Annotated in this window: 19 protein-coding genes; 10 read left to right on the top strand and 9 right to left on the bottom strand. The window is 70.5% G+C overall.

Translation table 11 applies throughout. The features are described 5' to 3' along the window. Window positions 1-102 precede the first annotated feature (102 nt). From tkt to AC0IY0_RS08790, 3 genes are all read right to left on the bottom strand, one after another. Window positions 103-2,178 (bottom strand): transketolase, encoded by a 2,076-nt coding sequence (gene tkt, locus AC0IY0_RS08800; protein ID WP_471763615.1) that lies wholly within the window; start codon window positions 2,176-2,178, stop codon window positions 103-105. Next, a complete protein-coding gene (locus tag AC0IY0_RS08795; protein WP_419829621.1) occupies window positions 2,175-4,064 on the bottom strand; it encodes a glycoside hydrolase family 15 protein in 1,890 nt (629 codons plus the stop codon). The genes tkt and AC0IY0_RS08795 overlap by 4 nt, the downstream gene beginning before the upstream one ends. Window positions 4,065-4,203: 139 nt before the next feature. Then, window positions 4,204-4,791 carry a hypothetical protein gene (locus AC0IY0_RS08790; RefSeq protein ID WP_187193587.1) on the bottom strand — a complete coding sequence of 196 codons (588 nt, stop codon included), beginning with the start codon at window positions 4,789-4,791 and terminating at the stop codon, window positions 4,204-4,206. Window positions 4,792-4,972: 181 nt separating this feature from the next. Here AC0IY0_RS08790 and AC0IY0_RS08785 point away from each other — a divergent pair, with 181 nt between their 5' ends. The 9 genes from AC0IY0_RS08785 to AC0IY0_RS08745 all read left to right on the top strand — a co-directional run bounded on the left by AC0IY0_RS08785 (window position 4,973) and on the right by AC0IY0_RS08745 (window position 16,827). After that, window positions 4,973-5,560 carry an ANTAR domain-containing response regulator gene (locus tag AC0IY0_RS08785; RefSeq protein ID WP_147854501.1) on the top strand — a complete coding sequence of 196 codons (588 nt, stop codon included), beginning with the start codon at window positions 4,973-4,975 and terminating at the stop codon, window positions 5,558-5,560. Beyond that, window positions 5,557-6,570 carry a CmpA/NrtA family ABC transporter substrate-binding protein gene (locus tag AC0IY0_RS08780; protein WP_471763613.1) on the top strand — a complete coding sequence of 338 codons (1,014 nt, stop codon included), beginning with the start codon at window positions 5,557-5,559 and terminating at the stop codon, window positions 6,568-6,570. Before AC0IY0_RS08785 ends, AC0IY0_RS08780 begins: the two co-directional genes overlap by 4 nt. Continuing rightward, complete coding sequence (locus AC0IY0_RS08775) at window positions 6,571-6,879, top strand: hypothetical protein (RefSeq protein ID WP_147938367.1); 309 nt, start codon at window positions 6,571-6,573, stop codon at window positions 6,877-6,879. It abuts the gene before it with no gap. A gap of 527 nt (window positions 6,880-7,406) precedes the next feature. Further along, window positions 7,407-8,675, top strand: coding sequence for an NAD(P)/FAD-dependent oxidoreductase (locus AC0IY0_RS08770; protein WP_471763611.1), 1,269 nt, complete (start codon window positions 7,407-7,409; stop codon window positions 8,673-8,675). Between the two features lie 102 nt (window positions 8,676-8,777). Continuing rightward, on the top strand, window positions 8,778-10,589 hold the full coding sequence (locus AC0IY0_RS08765) for a NirA family protein (protein ID WP_471763609.1): 1,812 nt from the start codon (window positions 8,778-8,780) through the stop codon (window positions 10,587-10,589). Then, on the top strand, window positions 10,586-12,190 hold the full coding sequence (locus tag AC0IY0_RS08760; RefSeq protein WP_471763607.1) for a sulfite reductase subunit alpha: 1,605 nt from the start codon (window positions 10,586-10,588) through the stop codon (window positions 12,188-12,190). Before AC0IY0_RS08765 ends, AC0IY0_RS08760 begins: the two co-directional genes overlap by 4 nt. A 92-nt stretch (window positions 12,191-12,282) precedes the next feature. Then, on the top strand, window positions 12,283-14,979 hold the full coding sequence (locus AC0IY0_RS08755) for a molybdopterin-dependent oxidoreductase (protein WP_471763605.1): 2,697 nt from the start codon (window positions 12,283-12,285) through the stop codon (window positions 14,977-14,979). 154 nt (window positions 14,980-15,133) lie between these two features. Then, entirely contained in the window at window positions 15,134-16,612 is a 1,479-nt protein-coding gene (gene cysG, locus AC0IY0_RS08750; RefSeq protein ID WP_471763603.1) for a siroheme synthase CysG, read from the top strand. Window positions 16,613-16,692: 80 nt separating this feature from the next. Next, window positions 16,693-16,827, top strand: coding sequence for a hypothetical protein (locus tag AC0IY0_RS08745; RefSeq protein ID WP_471763602.1), 135 nt, complete (start codon window positions 16,693-16,695; stop codon window positions 16,825-16,827). A gap of 211 nt (window positions 16,828-17,038) precedes the next feature. Here the strand turns inward: AC0IY0_RS08745 and nudC are convergent, their stop codons facing one another. The 5 genes from nudC to AC0IY0_RS08720 form a co-directional block, all read right to left on the bottom strand. After that, window positions 17,039-17,938, bottom strand: coding sequence for an NAD(+) diphosphatase (nudC, locus tag AC0IY0_RS08740; protein ID WP_147909554.1), 900 nt, complete (start codon window positions 17,936-17,938; stop codon window positions 17,039-17,041). A 6-nt stretch (window positions 17,939-17,944) separates the two neighbouring features. Continuing rightward, the gene (locus AC0IY0_RS08735; RefSeq protein WP_147909553.1) at window positions 17,945-18,364 is read right to left on the bottom strand and encodes an HIT domain-containing protein; all 420 of its coding nucleotides are present in this window, start codon (window positions 18,362-18,364) and stop codon (window positions 17,945-17,947) included. Between the two features lie 82 nt (window positions 18,365-18,446). Beyond that, on the bottom strand, window positions 18,447-19,052 hold the full coding sequence (locus AC0IY0_RS08730) for a hypothetical protein (RefSeq protein ID WP_471763601.1): 606 nt from the start codon (window positions 19,050-19,052) through the stop codon (window positions 18,447-18,449). A 61-nt stretch (window positions 19,053-19,113) separates the two neighbouring features. After that, complete coding sequence (locus AC0IY0_RS08725; RefSeq protein WP_471763600.1) at window positions 19,114-19,977, bottom strand: universal stress protein; 864 nt, start codon at window positions 19,975-19,977, stop codon at window positions 19,114-19,116. A gap of 27 nt (window positions 19,978-20,004) precedes the next feature. Continuing rightward, complete coding sequence (locus AC0IY0_RS08720; protein ID WP_471763598.1) at window positions 20,005-21,153, bottom strand: acyltransferase family protein; 1,149 nt, start codon at window positions 21,151-21,153, stop codon at window positions 20,005-20,007. Window positions 21,154-21,360: 207 nt separating this feature from the next. On the opposite strand from AC0IY0_RS08720, the gene AC0IY0_RS08715 reads away from it, so the two are divergent. After that, window positions 21,361-22,065, top strand: a complete 705-nt coding sequence (locus AC0IY0_RS08715) for a DUF4142 domain-containing protein (RefSeq protein ID WP_147938375.1) — start codon at window positions 21,361-21,363, stop codon at window positions 22,063-22,065. A 447-nt stretch (window positions 22,066-22,512) separates the two neighbouring features. Here the strand turns inward: AC0IY0_RS08715 and AC0IY0_RS08710 are convergent, their stop codons facing one another. Then, window positions 22,513-23,175: a carbonic anhydrase gene (locus AC0IY0_RS08710; protein ID WP_147856742.1), complete on the bottom strand. Its 663-nt coding sequence runs from the start codon at window positions 23,173-23,175 to the stop codon at window positions 22,513-22,515. Window positions 23,176-23,191 lie beyond the last annotated feature (16 nt).

Genomic DNA, 23,191 nt, shown 5'->3' with positions numbered 1-23,191 from the left:
GGGGATGCGTTGGAGGTGGGGGTGGTGCCGGATGAGGCTCGGCGGTTCCGTATGAACCACCACCACCCCTGATCCCTCCCCGCAGAGGGGAGGGATCACGCGTTATCGCTTGTGCTTGGCGAGCTGCGCCCGGGCTGCTTCCAGCACCTTCTCGGGGGTAAAGCCGAACTTGGTCTGGAGATCCTTGATCGGCGCCGAGGCGCCGAACGTATCCATGCCGATGACCGTGCCCTCGGTTCCGGCGTAGCGGTCCCAGCCGATGATGCTGCCCTGCTCCACGGTCACCCGCGCCTTGACGGTGGGGGGCAGCACGGAATCCCGGTAGGCTTGGTCCTGGCGCTCGAACAAGTCCCAGGACGGCATCGAGACCACTCGGGCCTTCACGCCCTCGGCCTTCAGCGTCTCGTAGGCGCCGACGCAGAGCTGCACCTCGGACCCGGCGCCGATCAGGATTACGTCGGGCGTCCCGTCGCTGTCGGCCAGCACGTAGGCACCCTTGGCGGTGCCGGAGGCCGCGCCGAACTTGGTCCGGTCCATCGTCGGCAGCGGCTGGCGCGAGAGCGCCAGCACGGCCGGCTGGTCTTTGAGCGAGAAGATGACCCGGTAGGCCTCGGCGACCTCGTTCGCGTCGGCCGGGCGCAGGGTGACGAGACCCGGGATGCAACGCAGCGACAGCAGCTGCTCGACCGGCTGGTGGGTCGGTCCATCCTCACCCACGCCGATCGAATCGTGCGTGAAAATGTGGAAGATCGGCAGCTCCATCAGGGAGGCGAGCCGGACCGGCGGCCGCATGTAGTCGGCAAACACCAGGAAGGTCGCGCCATAGGCCCGCAGGCCGGAGAGCCCGAGCCCGTTCACGATCGAGCCCATGGCGTGCTCGCGCACCCCGAAATGCAGGTTGCGCCCGCCGGGCGAGAACGGCCCGAACGAGCCGGCGCCCTCGAAGGTCAGGTTCGACTTGTTGGACGGGGCCAGGTCGGCCGAGCCGCCGAGCAGGAACGGCACGTGCTGCGCGATGGCGTTGAGCACCTTGCCGGACGATTCGCGGGTGGCGAGGCCCTTCGCGTCGGGCTCGAACACCGGGATGTCCTTATCCCAGCCGTCGGGCAGGCGGCCTTCCAGCAGGGCGTCGAGATCCTCGGCGTGGTCGGCATCGGCCTCCCGGGCCTTGGACAGCAAATCCTGCCAGGCATCGTAGAGCGCGGCGCCGCGCTTGCCTATGCCGTCGCGGAAGTTCTCGTGCACGCCGTCCGGCACCAGGAACTGCGCGTCTTCAGGCCAGCCGTAGGCCCGCTTGGCACCCTTGACCTCCTCCTCGCCCAGCGCGTCCGAGTGCGCCTTCGACGTGCCCTGCTTCTTCGGGGCGCCGTAGCCGATCACCGACTTGACGACGATCAGGGTCGGCCGGTCGTTGGTGGCCAGGAACGTCTCGATGGAGCCGGCGATCGCGTGCACGTCGTTGGCGTCGGCGACCCGCAGCACCTGCCAGCCATAGGCCAGGAACCGGGTGGCGACCTCTTCACCGAAGGCGAGTTCGGTGTGGCCCTCGATGGTGACGGTGTTGTCGTCGTAGATCCAGCAGAGGTTGGCCAGCCGCAGGTGGCCGGCGAGCGAGGCGGCCTCCGAGGCGACGCCCTCCATCAGGTCGCCGTCCGAGCAGATCGCGTAGACGTTGTAGTCGAACAGCGGCAGGTTGGGCCGGTTGAGGTGCTGGCCGAGGAAGCGGCCGCCGATCGCCATGCCGACCGAGTTCGCCACGCCCTGGCCCAGCGGCCCGGTGGTCGTCTCGACGCCGGTGGTGAAATGGTACTCGGGATGTCCCGGGGTGCGGCTGTCGAGCTGCCGGAATTTCTTGATCTCGTCCAGCGTCACGGCCGCCGCGTTGCCGCCGTCGCTCTCCGCGACGTTGGCCAGGTGCAGCAGGGCGTAGAGCAGCATCGACGCGTGACCGCAGGACAGCACGAAGCGGTCCCGGTTCGGCCAGTGCGGATGGGCCGGGTCGTAGCGGAGGTAGCGGTTCCACAGCGTGTAGGCGACCGGGGCGAGGCCCATAGGCGCGCCCGCATGGCCGGAATTCGCCTTCTGCACCGCATCGATGGCGAGCGTTCGGATGGTGTTGATGCTGAGCGTATCGATCTCAGCGAGGGCCGCCTTGGCGGGAGTATCAGCGCCGCTCATGATGTCGCGTCTTCCAGTTCGCCTCTTGCGTGCCGCTTGTCGGCTTCACGCTGCCGCAGGACGGCGGGAGGGGCTCCGTTGGCCTTACCACCCTGCCGATCCGCCGGCCCTTCGCCGCGCGTATAGCTGAGCAGCGTGTTGACGAGCGCCACATGGGTGAATGCCTGGGGGAAGTTACCCACAAGGCGCTTGGCATGCACGTCGTATTCCTCGCTGACGAGGCCGAGATCGGTGCAGATCCCGATCAGGCGCTCGATGATCGCCCGCGCCTCGTCCCGCCGGCCGAGGCCGATCAGGTTGTCGGCATACCAGAACGTGCAGGGCAGGAACGCCCCCTCGTTGCCGGACAGGCCGTCGGTGGTCTGCCCCTGCGTCTCGTAGCGGAGGATGAAGCCGTCCCGCATCAGTCCCTTGCCGATCGCCGCGACGGTGCCGACCACCCGGGGATCGTCCTGCGGCAGGAAGCCGGTATGGGCGATGAGCAGCAGGCTCGCATCCAGCGCCTTCGATCCGTACGACTGCACGAAACTGTTGAGTTCGGCGTCGAAGCCCTTCGCGCAGACCTCCGCGTGGATCTCGTCGCGGAGCGCGCGCCAGCGCACGGCCTGCCCCTCGGTGGCGCCGGATTCGTGCATCTCGTGCATGCGCAGGGCCCGGTCGAAGGCGACCCAGGCCATCACCTTCGAGTGGGTGAAGTGACGCGAGCCGCCGCGCACCTCCCAGATGCCCTCGTCGGGCAAGCGCCAGGCCTTCTCGAGGTGGCCCAGGATCGCCAGCCCGACCCGGAGGCCATCCTTGCTGATCGGCAGGCCGCGGGCATGGGCTTGGTAGAGCGCGTCGAACAATTCGCCGTAGACATCGATCTGGAACTGCGAGGCCGCGGCGTTGCCGATCCGCACGGGCTTGGAGTTCTCGTAGCCGGGCAGCCAGTCGAGCTCGATCTCCGGCAGCAGCCGCTCGCCGCCGATACCGTAGAGGATGTGCGCCTGCTCCGGGTTGCCGGCCACCGCCCGCAGCAGCCAGCCCAGCCAGTCGCGCGCCTCGTCGATGTAGCCCGCATCCATCAGGGCGATGAGCGTCAGGGTCGAGTCGCGCAGCCAGCAGAAGCGGTAATCCCAGTTCCGCTCACCGCCGAGCCCCTCGGGCAGGGACGCGGTCGGCGCGGCGACGATGCCGCCGGTGGGCTCGTAGATCAGCGCCTTCAGGGTCAGCAGCGAGCGTTGCAGCATCCGGTCCCAGGCGGTGCCGCCGGCGCAGCGGCTCGACCAGTCGCGCCAGACCTGATCGGTGGCTTCGAGGGTCTTGAGCGGCTCGATCGGATGCGGGTCGTCCTCGTGCGAGGCGCCGTAGCTCAGGACGAAGCGGCAGCGTTCGCCGGCATGGACGGTGAACTCGGATAGCGTCGTCTGCGCGTCCGAGCCCTTCAAGTGGACATCGGTGCGCAGCACGACCTTGTGGGGGCCGGACACGGCGCGCAGGTCGCCCAGTTCCGAGCGCGAGACCCACGGCACCGCGGAGCCGTAGTCGAATCGCACCGCCATCTCCATGCGCATGGCGACACGCCCATGAACACCCTCGACCAGGCGCACCAAGTGGGCGCCGTCGCCGACCGGCATGAAATCGGTGACCAGGACCTCGCCCTGCCGCGTCGTGTGCCGGGTCTCCAGCACCAGGCTCCCCGGACGGTAGGCCCAGCTGGTCTCGACATGCTCGGCCTCGGGATAGATCTTCCAGAATCCGTGAGCCTCGGTCCCGAGCAGGCTGGTGAACAGGGCGGCGGCGTCGAAGCGCGGCCAGCACAGCCAGTCGACACTGCCCTGCCGGCTGATCAGCGCGGCGCTGCGGCAATCCCCGACGAGCGCATAATCCTCGATGCGTGCAGCCATACGGCCCCGGCTCCCGCGCGGCCGGAATCCCCCGGCCATCCGCTGCAACGCACCTAGGACGCCCGGTTGCGAGGTCCAGAGCCGGAGGCACGGCGAGCCAAGCGGAATGCCGTGTCGTACGGACGGAGTTGCGGGCGCGTCAGCGCAGGCAGTCGGCCACCACCAGGGCGACGGATCCCTGCACGGCGGCCGCCCCGTCGCGCATCAGGTTGGCCGCATCGCCGACGACGCGGGCGGCGGGCGTCAGCCGTTCGACCACGGAGGCCGCGAAGGGCAGGGCGGCGGGGGGCAGCAGCCCGGCCTCATCCGAATCGATGGTCTCCGCACGGGCGGCGGCCAGCGGATCGGTCATGCGCTGGGGCATCTCCGGGCAGCGGCGCCCGGGGCAGGCATGGCGGCCTGCGATCGCGATATGCGACGTCGCCCGGGCCGCGAACGCCGGCCGGGCCGGCTGCGTCGGGACCAGGGGATAGACTTCGGCGAAGGCCACGGTGGCCGGGCGGCGGACCGGCACGGACACCGGCGCGGCTTTGACGAACGCGGTGGGCGACGGAGCCTCGGGCGCGACGAGCTCGGCGCGGGCCTCCGGCGGCGGCGTCAGCTGCGACGACGGGCAGTAGAGGGACGCGACGCCCAGGATCCCCACAACGACCAACGTCGGCAGGAACGGCATCGACACGCGGCCGGTGGCGGCGTCCGTGAGGGCAAGCGGGTCTGGCCTGCGCATCCGTTTCACCACCCCCGCCCTAGTTCCGACGACGCAAGAATGCCCCCAGCATTGCGGCGGAAGCTGGACCGTTTCTTTGCGCGGCGGTAACGCTGGCGACAGCTGCGGGGCATATGCCTTGCTTGGCCGGAGCGCCCGAACCGGGTCGCCCTCTCGAGAAGTCCCGCCCGACCGGGCCCCGATGACCGAATCCAACCTCACCGTCGCCGTGATCGACCCGAGCCGCGCCCGCGCGGCGATCCTGGAGGAGGGCTTGCGCGCGGCCGGCATCGGTCGAATCGTGGTGATTCCCGATACCGTCGACCTTCTGGAGCGGGTGACCGCCCTCAAGCCCGACGTGGTGGTGATCCACCTAGAGAGCCCCAGCCGGGACATCCTGGAGCAGATGTCCGGGGTCTCTCGGCAAGTCGAGCGGCCGGTGGCGATGTTCGTCGACCGCTCGGACACCACCATGATGCAGGCGGCGGTCGACGCCGGCATCTCGGCCTACGTGGTCGACGGGCTGCGGGCGGAGCGGATCAAGTCGATCCTCGATATCGCGATCCTGCGCTTCAACGCCTTCGCGCGGCTCCAGCGCGAATTGTCGGAGGCCCGCGGCGAACTGGCCGACCGCAAGTTGATCGAGCGCGCCAAGGGCATCCTGATGAACTTGAAGGGGCTGACCGAGGACGAGGCCTACAAGCAGCTGCGACGCAAGGCCATGAACGAGAAGCGCAAGATCGCCGACATCGCCCGGGCCATCGTCACCACGGCGGACCTGCTCGGATGAGGCTTCAGCTCGGCTACGTCCCGCTCTGCGATGCCGCGCCGCTGATCGTGGCGCACGCGTTCGGCTTCGCCCGGGCCGAGGGACTGGAACTCGACCTTTCGGCCGAGCCGTCCTGGGCGACCCTGCGCGACCGCCTCGCGCTGGGCCATCTCGACGGCGCCCACATGCTGGCGCCGCTGGCGCTGGCGAGCCGGCTCGCCCTGTCGGGACCGCCCTCCGACCTCGTCGTCCCGCTGCAGCTCAGCGCCAACGGCAACGCCATCACGGTGTCGCGCGGGCTCTGGGCCGCGATGGGCCCGGCGAGCGAGGCCCTGACGGATGTGGCCCGGGCCTTCGCCCGGGTGGCGGCCGAGCGCCGGGACGCGGGCCAGCCGCTGACGCTCGGGACCGTGCATCCGTTCTCCTGCCACAGCTATCAGCTGCGGCTGTTCGCCGAGGCCGGCGGCCTCGACCCGTCGGCCTTCCGCACGGTCGTGGTTCCGCCCCAGCACAGCGTCGAGGCGCTCGCCCGCGGCCTGGTCGACGGCTACTGCGCGGGCGCGCCCTGGAACGACGTCGCGGTATCAGCCGGCCACGGGCGGATCGCGGCGCTCGGTTGCGACCTCGCACCGGACGCCCCCGAGAAGGTCCTGGCCGTGTCGGGCCGGCTCGACGACGCGCTGCTGCCCCTCGTCCGGGCGGTGGCGCGGGCCGGCCTATGGTGCGCCGACCCGGCCAACCGCACCGACCTGATCCATTGCCTAGCGCACCGGACCTATCTCGACCTCGACGTCGACCTCGTGGCCCGGGGCTTCGCGGGCGATGCGATCCTGGACGCGGCCGGCGCGGCGCGGCCGATGCCGGGCCGTCTCGACCTCGGCGCCGACGTGCAGGAGCCGCGGCCCGAGGCCGCGCGGTGGCTCGTGACGCAGATGGCCGCCTCGCAGCAGTTACCGCCGGGGAGACACCCGGATGCCGAAGCGGCGGCCATCTACAGGCCCGACCTCTACCGGGCCGCGACAGCGCTCTGAGTGGCAGCAGACATCACGCGGATTTCGTCATTCGCCCATTGCCGGGATGCGGCAGATCGCGGAACGTTGCCGGGTCTCGGCCGTTGTGACTACGCCATGCCCGGATGCCGTAAACTCGATACCGAATCGTCGACATCGCATCCGCGCAGCCGGATCGAGCTTCGACGCTATGTTCGCCGCGGCGCCAAGGCTCCGCGCGCGAGCAACGACAACCGCCGTCCCGGTGGTGTTCCGTCCTGGTATTGGGTGCTCGTGGCCGGCGCCATGCCGACGCTGGGCCTGCTGGCGATGCTCTCGACACTGATCTGAGATCCGAGTCGAACACGGCATGTAATCCGATCCGATCGGCGTGTTCCTGCTTCTCCGTCTCACCGAGTAGAGGGAAGCAACCCGAGATCGCTCACGCTACGAGCGTATATAGGATTCCTCGATTGCTTCGCCGTGCCCGCAATGAGGGTGCAGTGCGATCCTTCTGCCGTTTGCGCTCGTGTTTGAAGACAGCTCGGACGCCAGTTCCACTGCCACAGCGCTGATCGTTTAAGCGACTACCAGCCCGCTTTTTGTGCAGTGCGATGCGCCACGCTCTAGCGTGCCAGGCCCCATGGGCTGCCGCGATTTCACGAGTCATGAGACCATTTTACCGATGCGGGTCCTGCTTGGCATGAGATCTGCTTGATAGCTCGCGTCCGTCAATGGCGACGGGCAGCGCCGTCAGCGAGGCCGCTGATCCGGTTCTCCTGCGGGTTCAAGCCTGCCCTGGGGGATAACCGGCAGCGGCTTTTTCGTGGGCGGTCCGCCGACGATCCTGCAATCGAGGTCCCCGACGCGATCGAGAGATGGCGACATCCCCAATGGATACCAGCGCACACAATACGCGCGCCGAGACCGGTCTCCCACGCGAGCGGCTCGTCGTCGTCGGCAACGGCATGGCCTCGCTCCGCTTCCTCGAGCGCCTGACCGAAGGATCGCCCGGCCGGTTCGACGTGACCTGCGTCGGCGCCGAGCCGAAGGCCGCCTATAACCGGGTCCTGCTCTCCTCGCTGCTGGGCGGCGAAGTCGAAGAGGCGGCCTGCGACTTCCGCGGCCTGGACTGGTACGCGGCCCACGGAATCCGCCTGATCACCGGAGCCCCGGTCACCCAGATCGATCGCGAGAACGGGCTGGCGACCGTGGGAGAGACCCACGTCCTGCCCTTCGACAAGCTCGTGCTGGCGGTGGGATCGCTGCCGATCCGCCTGCCCAAGCCCGGGATGGACCTTCCCGGGGTGATCACGTTCCGTGACCTCGCTGACGTGGCGGCGATCCGCAAGGCCGCCGTGCAGCACGCCCGGGCGATCGTCATCGGCGGCGGCCTGCTCGGGCTGGAAGCCGCGGTCGGCCTGGCGCGTCTGGGGGTCGACACGACCCTTCTCCACGTCATGGACCGGCTGATGGAGCGCCAGCTCGACCACCACGCAGCCGGGCTGGTGAAGCGGGCCATGGAGGCCCGCGGCGTGCGGGTGCTGCTCAAGGCCGACACCGCCCGGGTCGAGGGCGACGGCAGGGTCGAGCACCTGATCCTGGCCGACGGGACCGTGCTCCCGGCCGACATGGTGGTGATGTCGGTGGGGGTGCGTCCCTCAGTTGCCCTGGCGCAGGGGGCGGGGCTGGAGATCGGCCGCGGCATCAAGGTCGATGACCGGATGACCACATCGGACGCCAACATCTTCGCCCTCGGGGAATGCGCCGAGCATCGCGGCCTGATCTACGGGCTGGTCGAGCCGGCCTACGAGCAGGCCGACATCCTGGCCCGGCACCTCGCCGGCGAGAGCGCCGCCTATGCCGGCACCTCGCTTGCCACCAGCCTCAAGGTCTCGGGCCTCCCGGTTTTCTCCGCCGGCCTCGTGGACACCCCCGAAGATGCCGAGGCGATCGTCCTCTCCGATCCCGGCGCCGGGCTCTACCGCAAGCTGCTGGTGCGAGAGGGCAGACTGATCGGTGCCGTGTTCGTCGGCGACATCGCCGAGCAGGGCGCCTGCAAGGGCCTGATCCGCTCCGGCGATCCGGTCGAGAACCTCGATGATCTGATGTTCGGGCGCCCGGCGCCCGAGCCGCTCGCCGCTTAGGTTCCCGGCCGATCGGCCGGGGGAACTAAGCCTTTGATTTGACACGCTCGCTTACGCCGGACCGGCATCCACTTCGGCGGCGAGCGATCCAGGGAGGCGCAGATGGCCGAGACCACCCCACAGACCGCCCCGGACGGCTTCAACCCCGAGCAGAAGCGCTACCTCGAAGGCTTCGCCTCGGGCGTCGCCGCGGCCCGCCTGACCGGCGGCCTGGCGATCGGGCAGGGCCCGGCCGCGCCGGCCGAGCCCACCGGGCCGGATGCGATCCACCTCAAGGCGCAGGACAAGACCGTCAAGGACGGCGGCAAGCTCTGCGAGCAAGAGAAGTGGAAGCGCGCCGAGCACCCGTTCGACGGCCATAACCGGCTGATCGCGGACGCCGCCGCCGGCAAGCCGCCCAAGCCCGAGGACAATTTCCGCTGGCGCTACCACGGCCTGTTCTGGGTGGCGCCGAACCAGGTGAGCTACATGGCGCGCCTGCGGATCCCCAACGGCATCCTGCACCACTGGCAGTTCGCAGGCGTCGCCGACCTCGCCGACCGGCACGGCGGCGGCTACGTCCACGTGACGACCCGGGCCAACCTCCAGGTCCGCGAGATCGGCCCCGAACACGCCCAGCCGTTCCTCGACGGGCTGGTGGATATCGGCCTGACCGCCCGCGGCTCGGGCGCCGACAACATCCGCAACGTCACCGGCTCGTCGACCGCCGGCATCGACACCCAGGAGCTGCTGGATACGCGCCCGCTGGCGAAATCCTGGAACAACTGGATCATCAACGACCGCTCGCTCTACGGCCTGCCGCGCAAGTTCAACGTCGCCTTTGACGGCGGCGGCGTCATGCCGACCCTGGAGGAGACCAACGACATCGGCTTCCAGGCGATCGAGGTGCTGGACGGGGCCGCGGTGGCGGCGGGCGTCTACATGCGCCTCGTGCTCGGCGGCATCTCCGGCCACCGGGACCTCGCCCGCGACACCGGCATCGTGCTCAAGCCCGAAGACTGCAATGTGGTCGCGGACGCGATCATCCGGGTGTTCATCGAGAACGGCGACCGGACCAACCGCAACAAGAGCCGGATGAAGTACGTCCTCGACGCCTGGGGCTTCGACGCGTACCTCGCCGCCGTCGAGGAGAAGCTCGGCCGCAAGCTCGACCGGGTCGATCCGGCCCACGTGGCGCCGCGCCGGCCCACCGACCGGTTCGCCCATGTCGGCGTCCACGCCCAGAAGCAGCCCGGCCTCAACTGGATCGGCGTGGTCCTGCCGGTCGGCAAGATGACCAGCGACGAGGTCCGGGCGCTGGCCGAGATCGCCCGCGACTGCGGCGACGGCCAGATCCGCCTCACCGTCTGGCAGAATTTCATCTTTTCCGGGGTCCCGGACGCGCGGGTGGCGGAGGTCGAGAGCCGTATCCTCGAACTCGGCCTGACCATCAAAGCGGCCGGCATCCGCTCGGGTCTCGTCGCCTGCACCGGCGCCCGGGGCTGCAAGTTCGCCGCCTCCGACACCAAGGGTCACGCGCTGATCATCGCCGACCACGTCGAGCGCACGGTGACGGAGCTCGACGTGCCGGTGAACGTCCACCTCACCGGCTGCCATCATTCCTGCGCCCAGCACTACATCGGCGACATCGGGCTGATCGGCGCCAAGGTGGTCGTCTCGGAGGAGGGAGACACCGTCGAGGGCTACGACATCGTGGTCGGCGGCGGCTTCGCCGAGAACCCGAAGATCGGCACCGAGATCTGGAAGGCCGTGAAGGCCGAGGACGCGCCGTTCCGGGTCGAGGCGCTGCTGCGCACCTATCTGGCCCGCCGGCAGGGCCCGGACGAGAGCTTCCAATCCTTCACCGCCCGCACCGGCGCCGAAGCCCTGCGGGACGCCGCCGAGGAACAGCCCGCCCTGAAGGCCGCCGCATGACCCAGCACGTCTCGCCCCCCCTCGTCCTGATCCCCGAGACCGCCCCGTTCGACGCCGACCAGCGCTCGTGGCTCTCCGGCTACTTCGCCGCCCTGCTCGGCCCCGCCGTGACGGGAGCCACAGCCCTAGCGCCGGGCGAGGCCTCCGCCGCCGGCCCCAAGCTGGCCGACAACGACGACGCGCCCTGGCACGACCCCTCCGTGCCGATCGGCGACCGGATGGCGATGGCCAAGGACCGGCCCGAGCCGCAGAAGCTCATGGCCGCCATGGCCCAGCAGGATTGCGGCCAGTGCGGCTACAACTGCGCCGACTACGCCAACGCGATCTTCCTGAAGAACGAGGAGCGCCTGAATCTTTGCCAGCCCGGCGGCAAGGAGACCCTGCGCATGCTCAAGAAGCTGGACGAGGAATTCGGCACCGCCGGCGGCGCGCCCGTGACCCCGATGGCCGAGGGCGACACACCGAAGCAAACGGCCGATCTCGGCCCCCTGGGCTTCTGCCGCGAGAACCCGGTCGAGGCGCTGTTCCTGTCCCGCCGCCGACTCAACGAGCCGGGCGGCGAGAAGGAGACCTGGCACATCGAGATCGGCCTGGACGGCACGCCGATCACCTACGAGGCCGGCGATTCGCTCGGCCTGTTCCCGGCCAACGCCCCGGCGCTGGTGGACGCGGTGATCGCCGAACTCGGCGCCCGGCCCGAGCGAATGATCGGGACCCAGACCCTGCGCGACCACCTGCTCAAGGACTACGCGCTCGGCGCCGCGCCAGACAACCTCTACCAGCTGCTGTCGCTGCTCACCTCGGGAGCGGCGCGCAAGAAGGCGCAGGCGCTGGCCTCGGGCGAGGACCCGGACGGGGACGCCGCCTATCTCGATGTGCTCGGCGCCCTGCACAAGTTCCCCGGCGCTCGGCCCGACGCGGAGGTCTTCTTGGAAGCTTTGGACGAGCTTCAACCGAGGCTCTACTCGATCTCGTCCTCGCCCAAGATGGATGCCGGCCGCGTCTCGCTGACCGTCGATGCGGTGCGCTACAACCACCGCTCCCGGCTGCGGCTCGGCGTGGCCTCGACCCATCTCGGCGAGCGCCTGCCCGAGCAGACCAAGGTGAAGATCTACCTCCAGAAGGCCCACGGCTTCGCCCTGCCGGCGGACCTGTCCAAGGACGTGATCATGTGCGGCCCCGGCACTGGCATCGCGCCGTTCCGGTCGTTCCTGCGCGAGCGCGCCGCCACCAACGCCCCCGGCCGCAACTGGCTGTTCTACGGCCACCAGCGCCAAGCCACGGACTTCTTCTACAAGGACGAGCTCAACGCGCTGAAGGACGACAAGGTGCTCAACCGCCTGTCGCTCGCCTGGTCCCGGGACGGCAGCGAGAAGACCTACGTCCAGGACCGGATGCGCGAGAACGGCGCCGACCTGTGGAAGTGGCTCGAAGGCGGCGCGCATTTCTACGTCTGCGGCGATGCCAAGCGCATGGCCAAGGACGTGGAGCGGGCGATCATCGACGTGGCGGCGCAGTTCGGGGGCAAGAGCCCCGAGGACGCGGTGGCGTATCTCGGCGCACTCAAGAGGGCCGGCCGCTACCAGGCCGACGTGTACTGAGCCCGTGAAACCCTCCCCCCTCTGCGGGGGAGGGAATAGGCGGCCCGCCCCTTGCGGCCGCCGTCGAACACAGAAGTTTCGAGGATTCAGCCATGACCCTGTCCGTGGCAGACCCGGCGGTGCGGACGACCTGCCCCTATTGCGGTGTCGGGTGCGGCGTTCTCGCGACCCCGGACGGGAACGGCGGCGCGGCGATCGCGGGCGATTCCGAGCACCCGGCCAATTTCGGCCGGCTCTGCTCGAAGGGCTCGGCGCTCGGCGAGACCCTGTCGCTGGAGAACCGCCTGCTCCACCCGCAGGTCGATGGCGTCCAGGCCTCGTGGGACGCGGCGCTGTCGACCGTGTCGGGAAAACTGCGCGCGGTGGCCGAGGCGCACGGTCCGGAATCGATCGCGTTCTACCTCTCGGGGCAGCTCCTCACCGAGGATTACTACGTCGCCAACAAGCTGGCGAAGGGCTTCATCGGCACGCCGCATGTCGACACCAATTCGCGGCTCTGCATGTCGAGCGCGGTGGCGGCCCATCGCCGCGCCTTCGGCTCGGACACCGTACCGGGCTGCTACGAGGACTTGGACGAGGCCGACCTGATCGTCATGGTCGGGTCCAACGCCGCCTGGTGCCACCCGGTGCTGTTCCGCCGCATGGCCGACGCCAAGGCCCGGCGGGGCACCAAGTTCGTGGTGATCGACCCGCGCCGGACCCAGACCGGCCAGGAGGCCGACCTGTTCCTCGGGATCCGGCCCGGCAGCGACGTGGCGCTGTTCTCGGGGCTGCTCGTGCACCTTTCGGATAACGGCTTCCGCGACCGGGCCTTCGTGGAGGCCCACACCGCCGGGCTCGATGCCGCCCTGGATCGCGCCCGCCTCATCGCGCCGGACGTGGCGACGGTCGCCGCCGCGACGGGGGTACCGCTCGCCGACATCGCCGCCTTCTACGACCTGTTCGCGGGCACCCGCCGGGTGGTCACCGCCTTCTCGCAGGGTGTGAACCAGTCGGCCCAGGGGACCGACAAGGGCAACAGCATCATCAACTGCCACCTGATCACCGGCCGCATCGGCGAGACCGGGATGGGGCCGTTCTCGCTCACCGGCCAGCCCAACGCCATGGGCGGCCGCGAGGTCGGGGGTCTGGCCAACATGCTGGCCGCCCACATGCACTTCGCCCCCGAGGAGGTGGACCGGGTTCGCCGGTTCTGGGGTGCGCCCCGGATCGTCACCGGCGAGGGCATGAAGGCGGTGGCCCTGTTCGAGGCGATCAGCCGGGGCAAGATCAAGGCCCTGTGGGTGATGGGCACCAACCCGCTGGTCTCGATGCCGCGGGCCGACATGATCCGCAACGCCCTCGACGGGCTCGACCTCTACGTCGTCTCCGAGGTGATGGCCGATTCCGACACGGTGCGGGGTCTCGGCAAGACTACGGTGCTGCTGCCCGCGCTCGCCTGGGGCGAGAAGGACGGCACGGTCACCAATTCCGAACGGCGGATCTCCCGGCAGCGCCGGTTCCTGGCGCCCCCAGGCGAGGCGCGGGCCGACTGGGCGGTGCTGTCCGACATCGGCCGCCGGCTCGGCCACGGCCGGGCCTTCGCGTTCGACTCCGCGGCGGCGGTGTTCCGCGAGCATGCCGGGCTCTCGGCCTACGAGAACAACGGCACCCGCGACTTCGATCTCGGCGCGCTCACCGACATCGGCGACGCCGCCTACGAGAGCGCCTTGCCGGTGCAATGGCCGATCCCGAAGCGCTCCGGCCCGCGGGGCGCGCCGCAGGGCAAGGCCCGGCTGTTCGGCGACGGGCGGTTCTACACCTTCGACTGGCGCGCCCGCTTCGTGGCGGTGCAGCCACCGGCCCTCGCGCAGGCGATCTCGGAGGCGTTCCCGTTCGTGCTCAACACCGGCCGGGTGCGCGACCACTGGCACACGATGACCCGCACCGGGAAAAGCCAGCGCCTCTCGGCGCACCGTGCCGTGCCGTTCGTCGAGGTGCATCCGGACGACGCGGCCGGCCTCGGCCTCACCGAGGGCGACATCGCCCGCCTGTGGACCGAGCACGGCGAAGCCGAATTGGAGGTGATGGTCACGGACACGGTGGTACCGGGCTGCCTGTTCATGCCGATGCACTGGGGCAGCGCCCACGCGTCGAAGGCCCGGGTCGGGGCCCTGGTCCGCGGCGTGCCGGACCCGGTCTCGGGCCAGCCCGAGTTGAAGGCGACGCCTGCCGCCATCGCGCCCGTCGCCTACCGGGCTCGGGGCTTCCTGCTGTCGCGCCGTCAGGTGGCGCTGCCGGAGGGCTGGTGGTGGGCGCGGGCGGCGATCACCGGCGGATGGGGCGTACAATTCGCCACCGCGGCCAGTTCCAGCGCCGTGGCGCTGATGGTCCGCGGGCTGATCCAGAGCGAGGCGCTCGCCGGCTACGAACTCGCCGAATACGCCGACCATGCCCGCGACCGCTACCGCTGCGCCGTCTACGACGGTGCGCGGCTGGTCGCGTGCCTCGCCTATGCCCCCGCGGAGGCCCGCCCGGACTGGGAAACGGCCAAGGCCCTGTTCGCCATCGAGGCCCCCGAGGCGGCCGAGCGCCGTGCCCTGCTCTCGGGCCGTGCCGCCACCGCGCCGGCCGGCCCGGTGGTCTGCGCCTGCCATGGGGTCGGTGCCGACGTGATCGCCGCGACCATCGCGGCGGGGGCCGGATCCGTCGCGGCGGTGGGCGCGGCCTGCAAGGCGGGCACGAATTGCGGCTCCTGCATCCCCGAGATCCGCAAGATGCTCCCCGGCCAGACTGCCCGCGCCGCATGATTCTTTGATATATGCCCAATCGAGAACGGATCGGCCCGTCCCGCCAGCCCCTCTCATCCTGAGATGCGGGCGCGGAGCGGCAGCGGCGACGCGGCACCTCAGGATGAGGTTGTCGGTTGGGATGACCGGCACGATGTAGGCTCAGGATAGATTCGTGACCGACACCCCAAGCCTCCTGCGCGCGGCCCGCGCACCCCGCGAGACCCAATCCGCCGGCCTGGAGCCGCTGGCGGTGCTGCCGGTGTTCGTGCCCCTGCGTGGCAAGCGGGTGGTGCTCGCCGGATCCTCGGGCGGGGCGCCTTGGAAAGTGAAGGTCCTGGCCGCCGCAGGCGCCCATGTCGACGTCTACGCGCCGCAGCCCAGCGACGAGCTCCGTGCGGTGCCGGATGAGATCGTCGACGGCAGCGTGGCCCTTCACGAGCGCGCCTGGACACCCGACGACCTCTGGGGGGCCGCCTTCTGCATCGGCGCCATGGAGGACGAGGCCGACTGCGTCGCCTTCGTAGTCGCGGCCCGCGGCGCCGGCGCGATCGTCAACGCGGTGGACCGGCCGCACCTGTGCGACGTCAAGTTCGGCGCCATCGTCAACCGCTCGCCCCTGGTCGTCGGCATCTCCACGGAGGGCGCGGCGCCGGTCTTCGGCCAGACCGTGCGCGCCCGGATCGAGGCGATGCTGCCGCGCGGGTTCAGTCGCTGGGTCGGGGCCGCCCGCGACTGGCGGGACGGCGTCACCGCCCGGTTCCACGGGTTCAGTGAGCGACGCAGCTTTTGGGAACGCTTCACCGATCGCGCCTTCGCGGAGCCGGACCGCGCTCCGACGCAACAGGACCTCGCCGAGCTGCTGGGGGAGACTGAGGCGGCGCCGAAGGGCGGCGCGGTGAGCCTCGTCGGCGCCGGTCCGGGCGACGCGGAGCTGCTCACGCTCAAGGCCCTGCGGGCGCTGCGCAACGCCGACGTGATCCTGTACGACGACCTCGTCGCCCCCGAGATCCTGGACTATGCCCGCCGGGAGGCGCGGACCATGCTGGTCGGCAAGACCGGTCACGGCCCGTCCTGCCGCCAGGACGACATCAACGCGCTGATGGTTCAGCTGGCCCGCACCGGCAAGCAGGTGGTGCGGCTAAAATCCGGCGATCCGCTGGTGTTCGGCCGGGCCGGCGAGGAGATTGATGCCTGCCGGGCTGCGGGCATTCCCGTCACCGTAGTGCCGGGCATCTCGGCCGCGCAGGGGGCCGCGGCCGCGCTGGGCCTGTCGCTGACCCACCGCGACGCTGCCCGCCGTCTGCAATTCGTCACCGGCCACGACCGCCGCGGCGCCCTGCCGGACGACCTGAACTGGGGTGCCCTCGCCGATCCGAGCGTCACCACGGTGGTCTACATGCCCAAGCGCACGCTCCGCGCGCTGCTGGCCCGGGCCGTGGACGAGGGGCTGGCGCCCGCGACCCCGGCGCTCCTCGTCTTCAACGTCAGCCGCCCGAACCAGGCCTCGCTGCGCGGCACCGCCGCCGACCTTGCCGACCGGGTCGAGGCTGCGGGCCTCGACGGGCCCGCGCTGCTGATGGTCGGCGAGGCCTTTTCGGAGACGCGGGCGGCGGTGGCCCCCGAGACGGTGCCGGAGCGTTTGGCGATCTGAGGCCGAGACGGATCGGTCCTGGGTCGAAAGTCGGTACTGATCCTGGCATCGCGTTACGCCCCGAGGAATGAAATCTCTCGATGATCGCGATGCGAGCCGTGCTGGCGAACCGGGCTTTGAGCGTGTCGGATCTGGAGGAGGGTCCGGCCGGTGTGTCGAGCGCAGCGCAGGGCGAGCGGGTCGCGATCCTCAACCCCAATCGGGTCATGGCCTAAAAGGCCCCTCCGGCCGCCTGGGAAGCCAAGATGGAGCGGATCGACGCGCCTCCGGGCACCGCTTGGTCTACCGAGTCAGCGATGCGGCGATCACCGTGACGGTGGTCGCCGTGAGGAAGCGCGGTGGGGATGAGGCGTACCGAACCGCTCGGAACCGTTGAGCGCCGTCGATGCCGCCGGCGGTTTCCGATCGGCTGAAGCGGCGAGTGGCTCAGGTCTCGCCGGCCACGAACGCCCGCATCAGGTAGTTGGCGATCGCCATGGGCGGCGGGGACTGGATGCCCTCGGGATGGGTGCCGGCCAGCATGGCGGCGACCGCGGCGCGGTCGAACCAGCGGGCGTCCTCCAATTCGCTCGGATCGGTGACGATGTCGCCGTCGAGGGCCTCGGCGGCGCAGCCCAGCATCAGCGAGGACGGGAACGGCCAGGGCTGCGAGGTCCGGTAGGTGACCGCGCCGACCCGGATCCGCGTCTCCTCGAACACCTCCCGGCGCACCGCGTCCTCGATGGTCTCGCCGGGCTCCAGGAAGCCGGCGAGGCAGGAATACATGTGCGGGCGGAAATGTGGGCCGCGCCCGAGCAGGCAGGTCTCGCCCCGGCGCACCAGCATGATCACCACCGGGTCGACCCGGGGGAAATGGTGGGCGTTGCAGGACGGACATTCCCGGCGGAAGCCCCCGGCCTTCGCCACGGTGGCCGTGCCGCAATTGGCGCAGAAGCCGTGCCGGGCGTGCCAATCGAGCATCGACTTGGCCACCGCCAGCAGGCCCAGCTCCTCGGCCTCGACGGCGTTTTCGGTCGCGATGGCGCGCAGGTCTAGGGTACGGGTCTCGCCAGCGGCAAAACCCTCCGCGGCCTCGGCCGGTGCCGACGCGGCGAAGACCGGCCTTCCGTCCCGATGGCCCAGGAAGATGCGCGTGCCGGACGGGTCCGGCGCTTCGGCCGGGGTGATCAGCGCGGTCGCCCCGCGCAGCACGATCCGGTCGCCGCAGATCAGGACGAGGCGCGCGTCCGGCGCGTCGAACGGAGGCACCGCCTCCTCGGGCTGCTCGGCCGAGTGCCGGTCGAGGCGGTTGCGGACGAAGCCGAGGGTGTCGCGGGGATCGGTCATTCGGGTTCAGGCCGCGGAGAACAGCGTGCCGGCGCGCTCGATCAGCTGGGCGCGGGCATGGAACGGGTAGGGCTTCCGGGTCTCGAAGCCCCAGACCGGCCCGGGCCAGGCCGGGTCGGAGCGGAACCGGCCGATGACGTGGACGTGGAGCTGCGCCACGACATTGCCCAACGCCCCGACATTGACCTTGTCGGGCTTCGACAGCGCCTGCATCACCCCGGTGGCGATGCGGATCTCCCGCCACAGTGCCCCGGCATCGGCCTCGGACAAATCCGTGATCTCGGAGACGTCGGGGCGGCGCGGGACCAGGATCAGCCAGGGGAACCGGGCATCGTCCATCAGCAGGACGCGGCAGAGGGTCAGGTCGCCCACCTCGACGGTGTCGGCAGAGAGGCGCGGATCGAGGAGGAAGGCGGACTCGGTCATGGCACGACGGTGTAGCGCAGCCTGCGCGCCGGCGCGCGCCTCGGATGCGCGGAGCGATGACGCAACTGGCGCAAAGCTTCGGTCAGAACGAAGGCACGGCGCCCTGCCGGCCCACCGCGATCGTGCCGACATCGAGGGCGCCGTCCGGCCCGGACCGGGCGAAGATCGTGGTGGCCGCGCCGGGCTCCAGCAGGGCCTTCTCGCCGGGCGCCATCGCGGTGACCGGGGTCCCGGCGGGAACCGAGAAGCTGGCCTGACCGCCGCCGAAGCCCAGGGTCAGGCCGAGCGGACGTCCGCCACGCAGGTCCGAGACCCAGCCAGCCGTGAACGTCGCTCCCGGCTCGGTATCCCAGGTCTGGCTGCCCGCCTCGAAGCCGCGCTCGGAAGGCGAGTAAACGGTCACGGCCGTCGCCCGCCGCGGCTCGGCCTCGGAGCCGGCGAGCACGCTGACGTAGCTCTCGGGCTTGATGTTGCGCACGGCCGCCTCGGTCACCGCGAAGACCCGGGTCCGCGGGTTCATCCGCAGGGTCAGGGTGCTGCCGCCGGCGCGGCGGATCTGCAGGCGGTCGGCCTCGGCCCACACGATGGTACCGCGGAACCGGACGGTGCTCGGCTGCGCCCGGACGGCGGTCGCCGTCACGGCCATCAGAAGCGCTGCGAGGAGGAAGCGGGTTCGCGATGTCGTCACGGGGATCCTGGTCCGGCTGCGGGGGCCGAACGCCAGGGGCGGACGACGGTTCCAGTCGCAGTCAATGCGCCATCAGCACCGGCATGTCGGCATGGGCCAGGACGTGGCTGGTGACACCTCCGAAGATCATCTGGCGCAGGCGGCTCTGGGTGTAGGCGCCCTTGATCAGGAGGTCGCAGTCGAACGCCTTGGCTTCGGCCAGGAAGGTCTCGCCCGGCGCGCGCCGGCCGGACGGAAGGGAGCGATGCGAGGCGGCCACGCCCTCGCAGGCCAGCGCCTGGGCGAGGTCCTGGGCGCTCGGCCCCGGGACCATGCCGCCCTCGACGCTGAGCACCAGCACCCGCTCGGCCCGTCGCAGGAACGGCATCGCGAAGGCCACCGCCCGGGCGGTCTCGGTAGAGCCGTTCCAGGCGATCAGGATCGCTTCTCCGAGCGACGTCGGGGCGACCGGCGGCGCCAGCAGGATCGGCCGGCCGCCCTCGAACAGCGCAGTCTCGAAAGTGGTCATCCGCGGGGCGTTGTCGGAGGTCCCCGGGCGTCCGACCACGGTGGCCGAGAACAGCCGGGCGTATTGGCCGAGGAACGCGTCGCCGGTGGGCACGTCCTGCCGCCAGCGGTAGCGCGGCCCGGCATCCGCCACCTTCTCGGGGATGCACAGGCCGTCGCGGGCGTGCCGCGGGATCCCGGCCGCGTCCATGAAGGCGACGAAGCGGCCGCCGGCCTCCTCGGCCTCGGCGCGGTCGGCCTCCTCGTCGCGCAGCCAGGTCATGCCGCCCACCATGTCGACGGGGACGTACTCGGCGAGCGCAGGGCGCAGGGATACGCCCTCGATCAGGCTACCGAAGCGCGACGCCGCGAGCCGCGTCGTCTCGAACACGGAGGTCAGGCCGTCGTGCATCGCGACGGGTACGAGCAAAGTCTTCATCGCGGCATCCTCCTCCGGTGCGCGAGGCTAATCCGCCCGAGGCCCGGTGGGAACCGGGGCCGGGACGGGGCGCACACGGTTTTGCGCGGTGCCGGGATCCAGGCGGTCGCGCGCCCAGCGGCTCAGCGGCCGCTCGACGAACCGGTGGACCAGCAGGGCAGCCGCGACGCTGCCGGCGAGCATCACAACGACGCTGCCCCAGGGGTGCAGAACCGGGGCGAGGCCGAGCCGCAGCAGCGCCTCGCGCCCGAGGCGCAGCGCGAAGGGGTGGACGAGGTACAGCGCGTAGGAGGCGTTCCCGAGGATCACGAGCCCCCGCGTCAAGGCGGGCAGGGCCGCGACCTGAGCGGCATCCCGCGCCGGCCCGAGGGCGGCGGTCACCAGGAGGGCGGATGGCAGGCCGACGAGCAGGGGGCGGAGGACCCCGTCGGCGGACCCGTCGTCGCCGAGCAGGCGGGCGGCCAGGGCGAGACCCAGGAGACCCATCACCCCGAGCCCGAGGCGCACCGCGGATCCAGGCCGAAGACCCTCCCGATGGGCGAGGGCGAGCCCAGCCCCGAGCAGGAATTCCAGCACGATCGGGTTCGCCCAGAACCGGACCGGCACCGGCAAGGCGGGCACGAGCGCACCCACGGACACCAGCAGCACCAGCGCCAGGGCGAGCCAGGCCACGGCGCCGCGCCGGCCGAAGCCCAGCCCCAGGGCGAAGAGGCCGTAGAAGAACACCTCGTAATTGAGGGTCCAGCCAAGGCCGTAGAGGGGCTGGATGGTGCCGTCCGGCCGGGCCGCCGGCCAGAACAGGAATCCGGCCAGGATCGTGCCCGGCTCTCTGACGAGGGCCGCGGCCTCGCCCAGCCAGTCGGGGCGCGCGATGGCGAGGGCCAGGACGATCAGGCTCACCAGCCAGTACAGGGGGACGACCCGGGCGACCCGGTGCGCCAGGAAGCGGGCGCGTCCGCCCGGCGCCCCGAACAGCCGGCCGCTCGCATGGACGATGACGAAACCAGAGATCACGAAGAACAGGTCGACCCCGCCCCACCATGGCAGGAGCGTCCCGGGATCGAGGGTCGGGCCGGCGCCGCGGGCAGCCATCATCCCGGACTCGTGGCGCGCGTGATGCCAGACCACCATGAGCGCAGCAGCGGCGCGCAGGATCTGGATTCCGAACAGGGTCACGGAGCCTTCAACACAAATGGAGTTCCTCTAATCCCGGGCTCTCAGTAAAAAACGGCAGGAACCATAAGTCGATAGCCCCGTTATCGAAATAATTCGCGAACGTGTCGCCGTACCGTTTCGGCTGCAAGATCTTGGACCTTCGACCAGGACCGGATCTTTGCTGGCCCCGCGGGCCGCTTCGCGTCTTCACACGTAATCGAGGTTTCCATGCTGAAGAACTACGCTGCCGCGTCCGCGCTCGTCCTGGCGCTATCGACCCCCGCCTTTGCACAGGGCGCGAACGATTTCCGCCTGCAGTCGATGCAGGCGAACGCCTTCGAGGTCCAGTCCTCGCAGATCGCCCTGTCTAAGTCGCGTAATCCCAAGGTTCGGTCGTTCGCCCAGGAAGTCATCCGCGACCATCGCGCCGCCAACGTGGCGCTGTCGGGAGGCGAGAGCAACTACATGGCGGCCCGGGACGAAGGCCTCGGCGGCCTCGTGACGGCACCGCTGGCGGTGGCGGGCGGCGCAGTCGGCGCAGGCGTCGGCGCAGCGACCGGCGTGGTCGGCGGAACCCTGGCGGGCGGCCCGGTCGGCGGCCTTCAGGGCGTCGGCACCGGCGCGGCCAGCGGCGCGGCGGCGGGCAGTCGCCTCGGACGCGGCGATGCCATGGCCACCGGCGCCTCGACCGTCGTCCCGCCGAGCCCCGAGCAGCAGGCGATGCTCGCCGAGCTGTCCGCGACCCCGGCCGGCCCACGCTTCGACCGTCTCTACGCCAGCCAGCAGATCCAGGCGCACCAGATGTCGATCGCCATGACGCAGGCCTACGCCCAGGGCGGCCCGAACCCGGCCCTGCGCAACTACGCCCAGCAGGCCCTGCCGGCCTTGCAGATGCACTTCGATCACGCCCAGCGTCTGCCGGGCGCCATGTGATCGTTTTAGGATATCCCGGCTCCGGCCGGGTGACAGGGCGAGGCGGCGTGCGCGAGCACGCCGCCTTTTTCTTGTCTCTGACCGCGCACGGCACCCGTCTTGCGGGTGCAGCGAAGCCACCCCGGCGGCAGTTGCGGCCAGACGTCATCGTGTTCGAAGGTGCGACGAGCCACTCGACCTTGCGGGCTCGCGGAGCCGCAGATGGTAGACGTCAAGCCGTAAGTATCGGTGCGGAACCTGCTTCCTCTCTCCCTCGTGGGGAGGCGCGTTCGTCGAGCCCTGCAGACGCTTAAGCGCCTTACAGCTTTCGCAAGCGACAACCGATACGCGAAGAGCGGCGACGCGCATCTGCCAGTTGGCGACCGCAGCATCCGGTATGCAGCCCCCCGGCCTGAGACGCCCCGCAGAACACCTCAAGCCGGAATGTCGAGCCGTCCGAGGGGTTCCTCAGTCGCAAGCCACCGCGGTCGGCAGGATCTTGCGGCCGGCATCGTCCACCGCGGGGTGGAAGTCGCCGGTCTCCGGATTCCGGACCAGCAGCACGCCGTTGGCCACGCCGAAATGCGCACCGTGGATGTTGAGCCGGCCATCCTCGACCCGCTCCTTGATGAACGGGAAGCTCAGCAGGTTCTCCATGCTCTGGCTGACCATGGCGTGCTCCATCCGGGTCAGGTAGTCCGGCGCGCTCGAATCACCCGCCTTCGCTTCCGCGGCGCCCACCAGCGAGACCCACTTGCCGATGAAGTTGCTGCTCGAGAGCGGCGCAGCCTTGTTGGCGAAGGCCTTGATGCCGCCGCAGGTGGCGTGGCCGAGCACGACGATGTGCTTCACCTCGAGCGCCTGGACCGCGAACTCGATGGCCGCCGAGGTGCCGTGATAGGCTCCGTCCGGCTCGTAGGTCGGCACGATGTTGGCCACGTTGCGGATCACGAACAACTCACCGGGGCCGGCATCGAAGATCGCCTCCGGGGCCACCCGGCTGTCGCAGCAGCTGATCACCAGGATCTGAGGCTCCTGGCTTTGAGCGAGCTGCGCGAAGCGCCGCCGCTCGGTGGGAAACCGGTCGGCCAGGAACGCGCGGTAGCCCTCGGTCAGGAATTCAGGGAACATGCCGTCTCCTTGAGGT

The sequence above is a fragment of the Methylobacterium sp. AC315 genome (genome assembly GCF_979253755.1).
The sequence above is the reverse complement of the archived record's forward strand: the minus strand, read 5'-3'. Positions and strand labels throughout refer to the sequence as shown.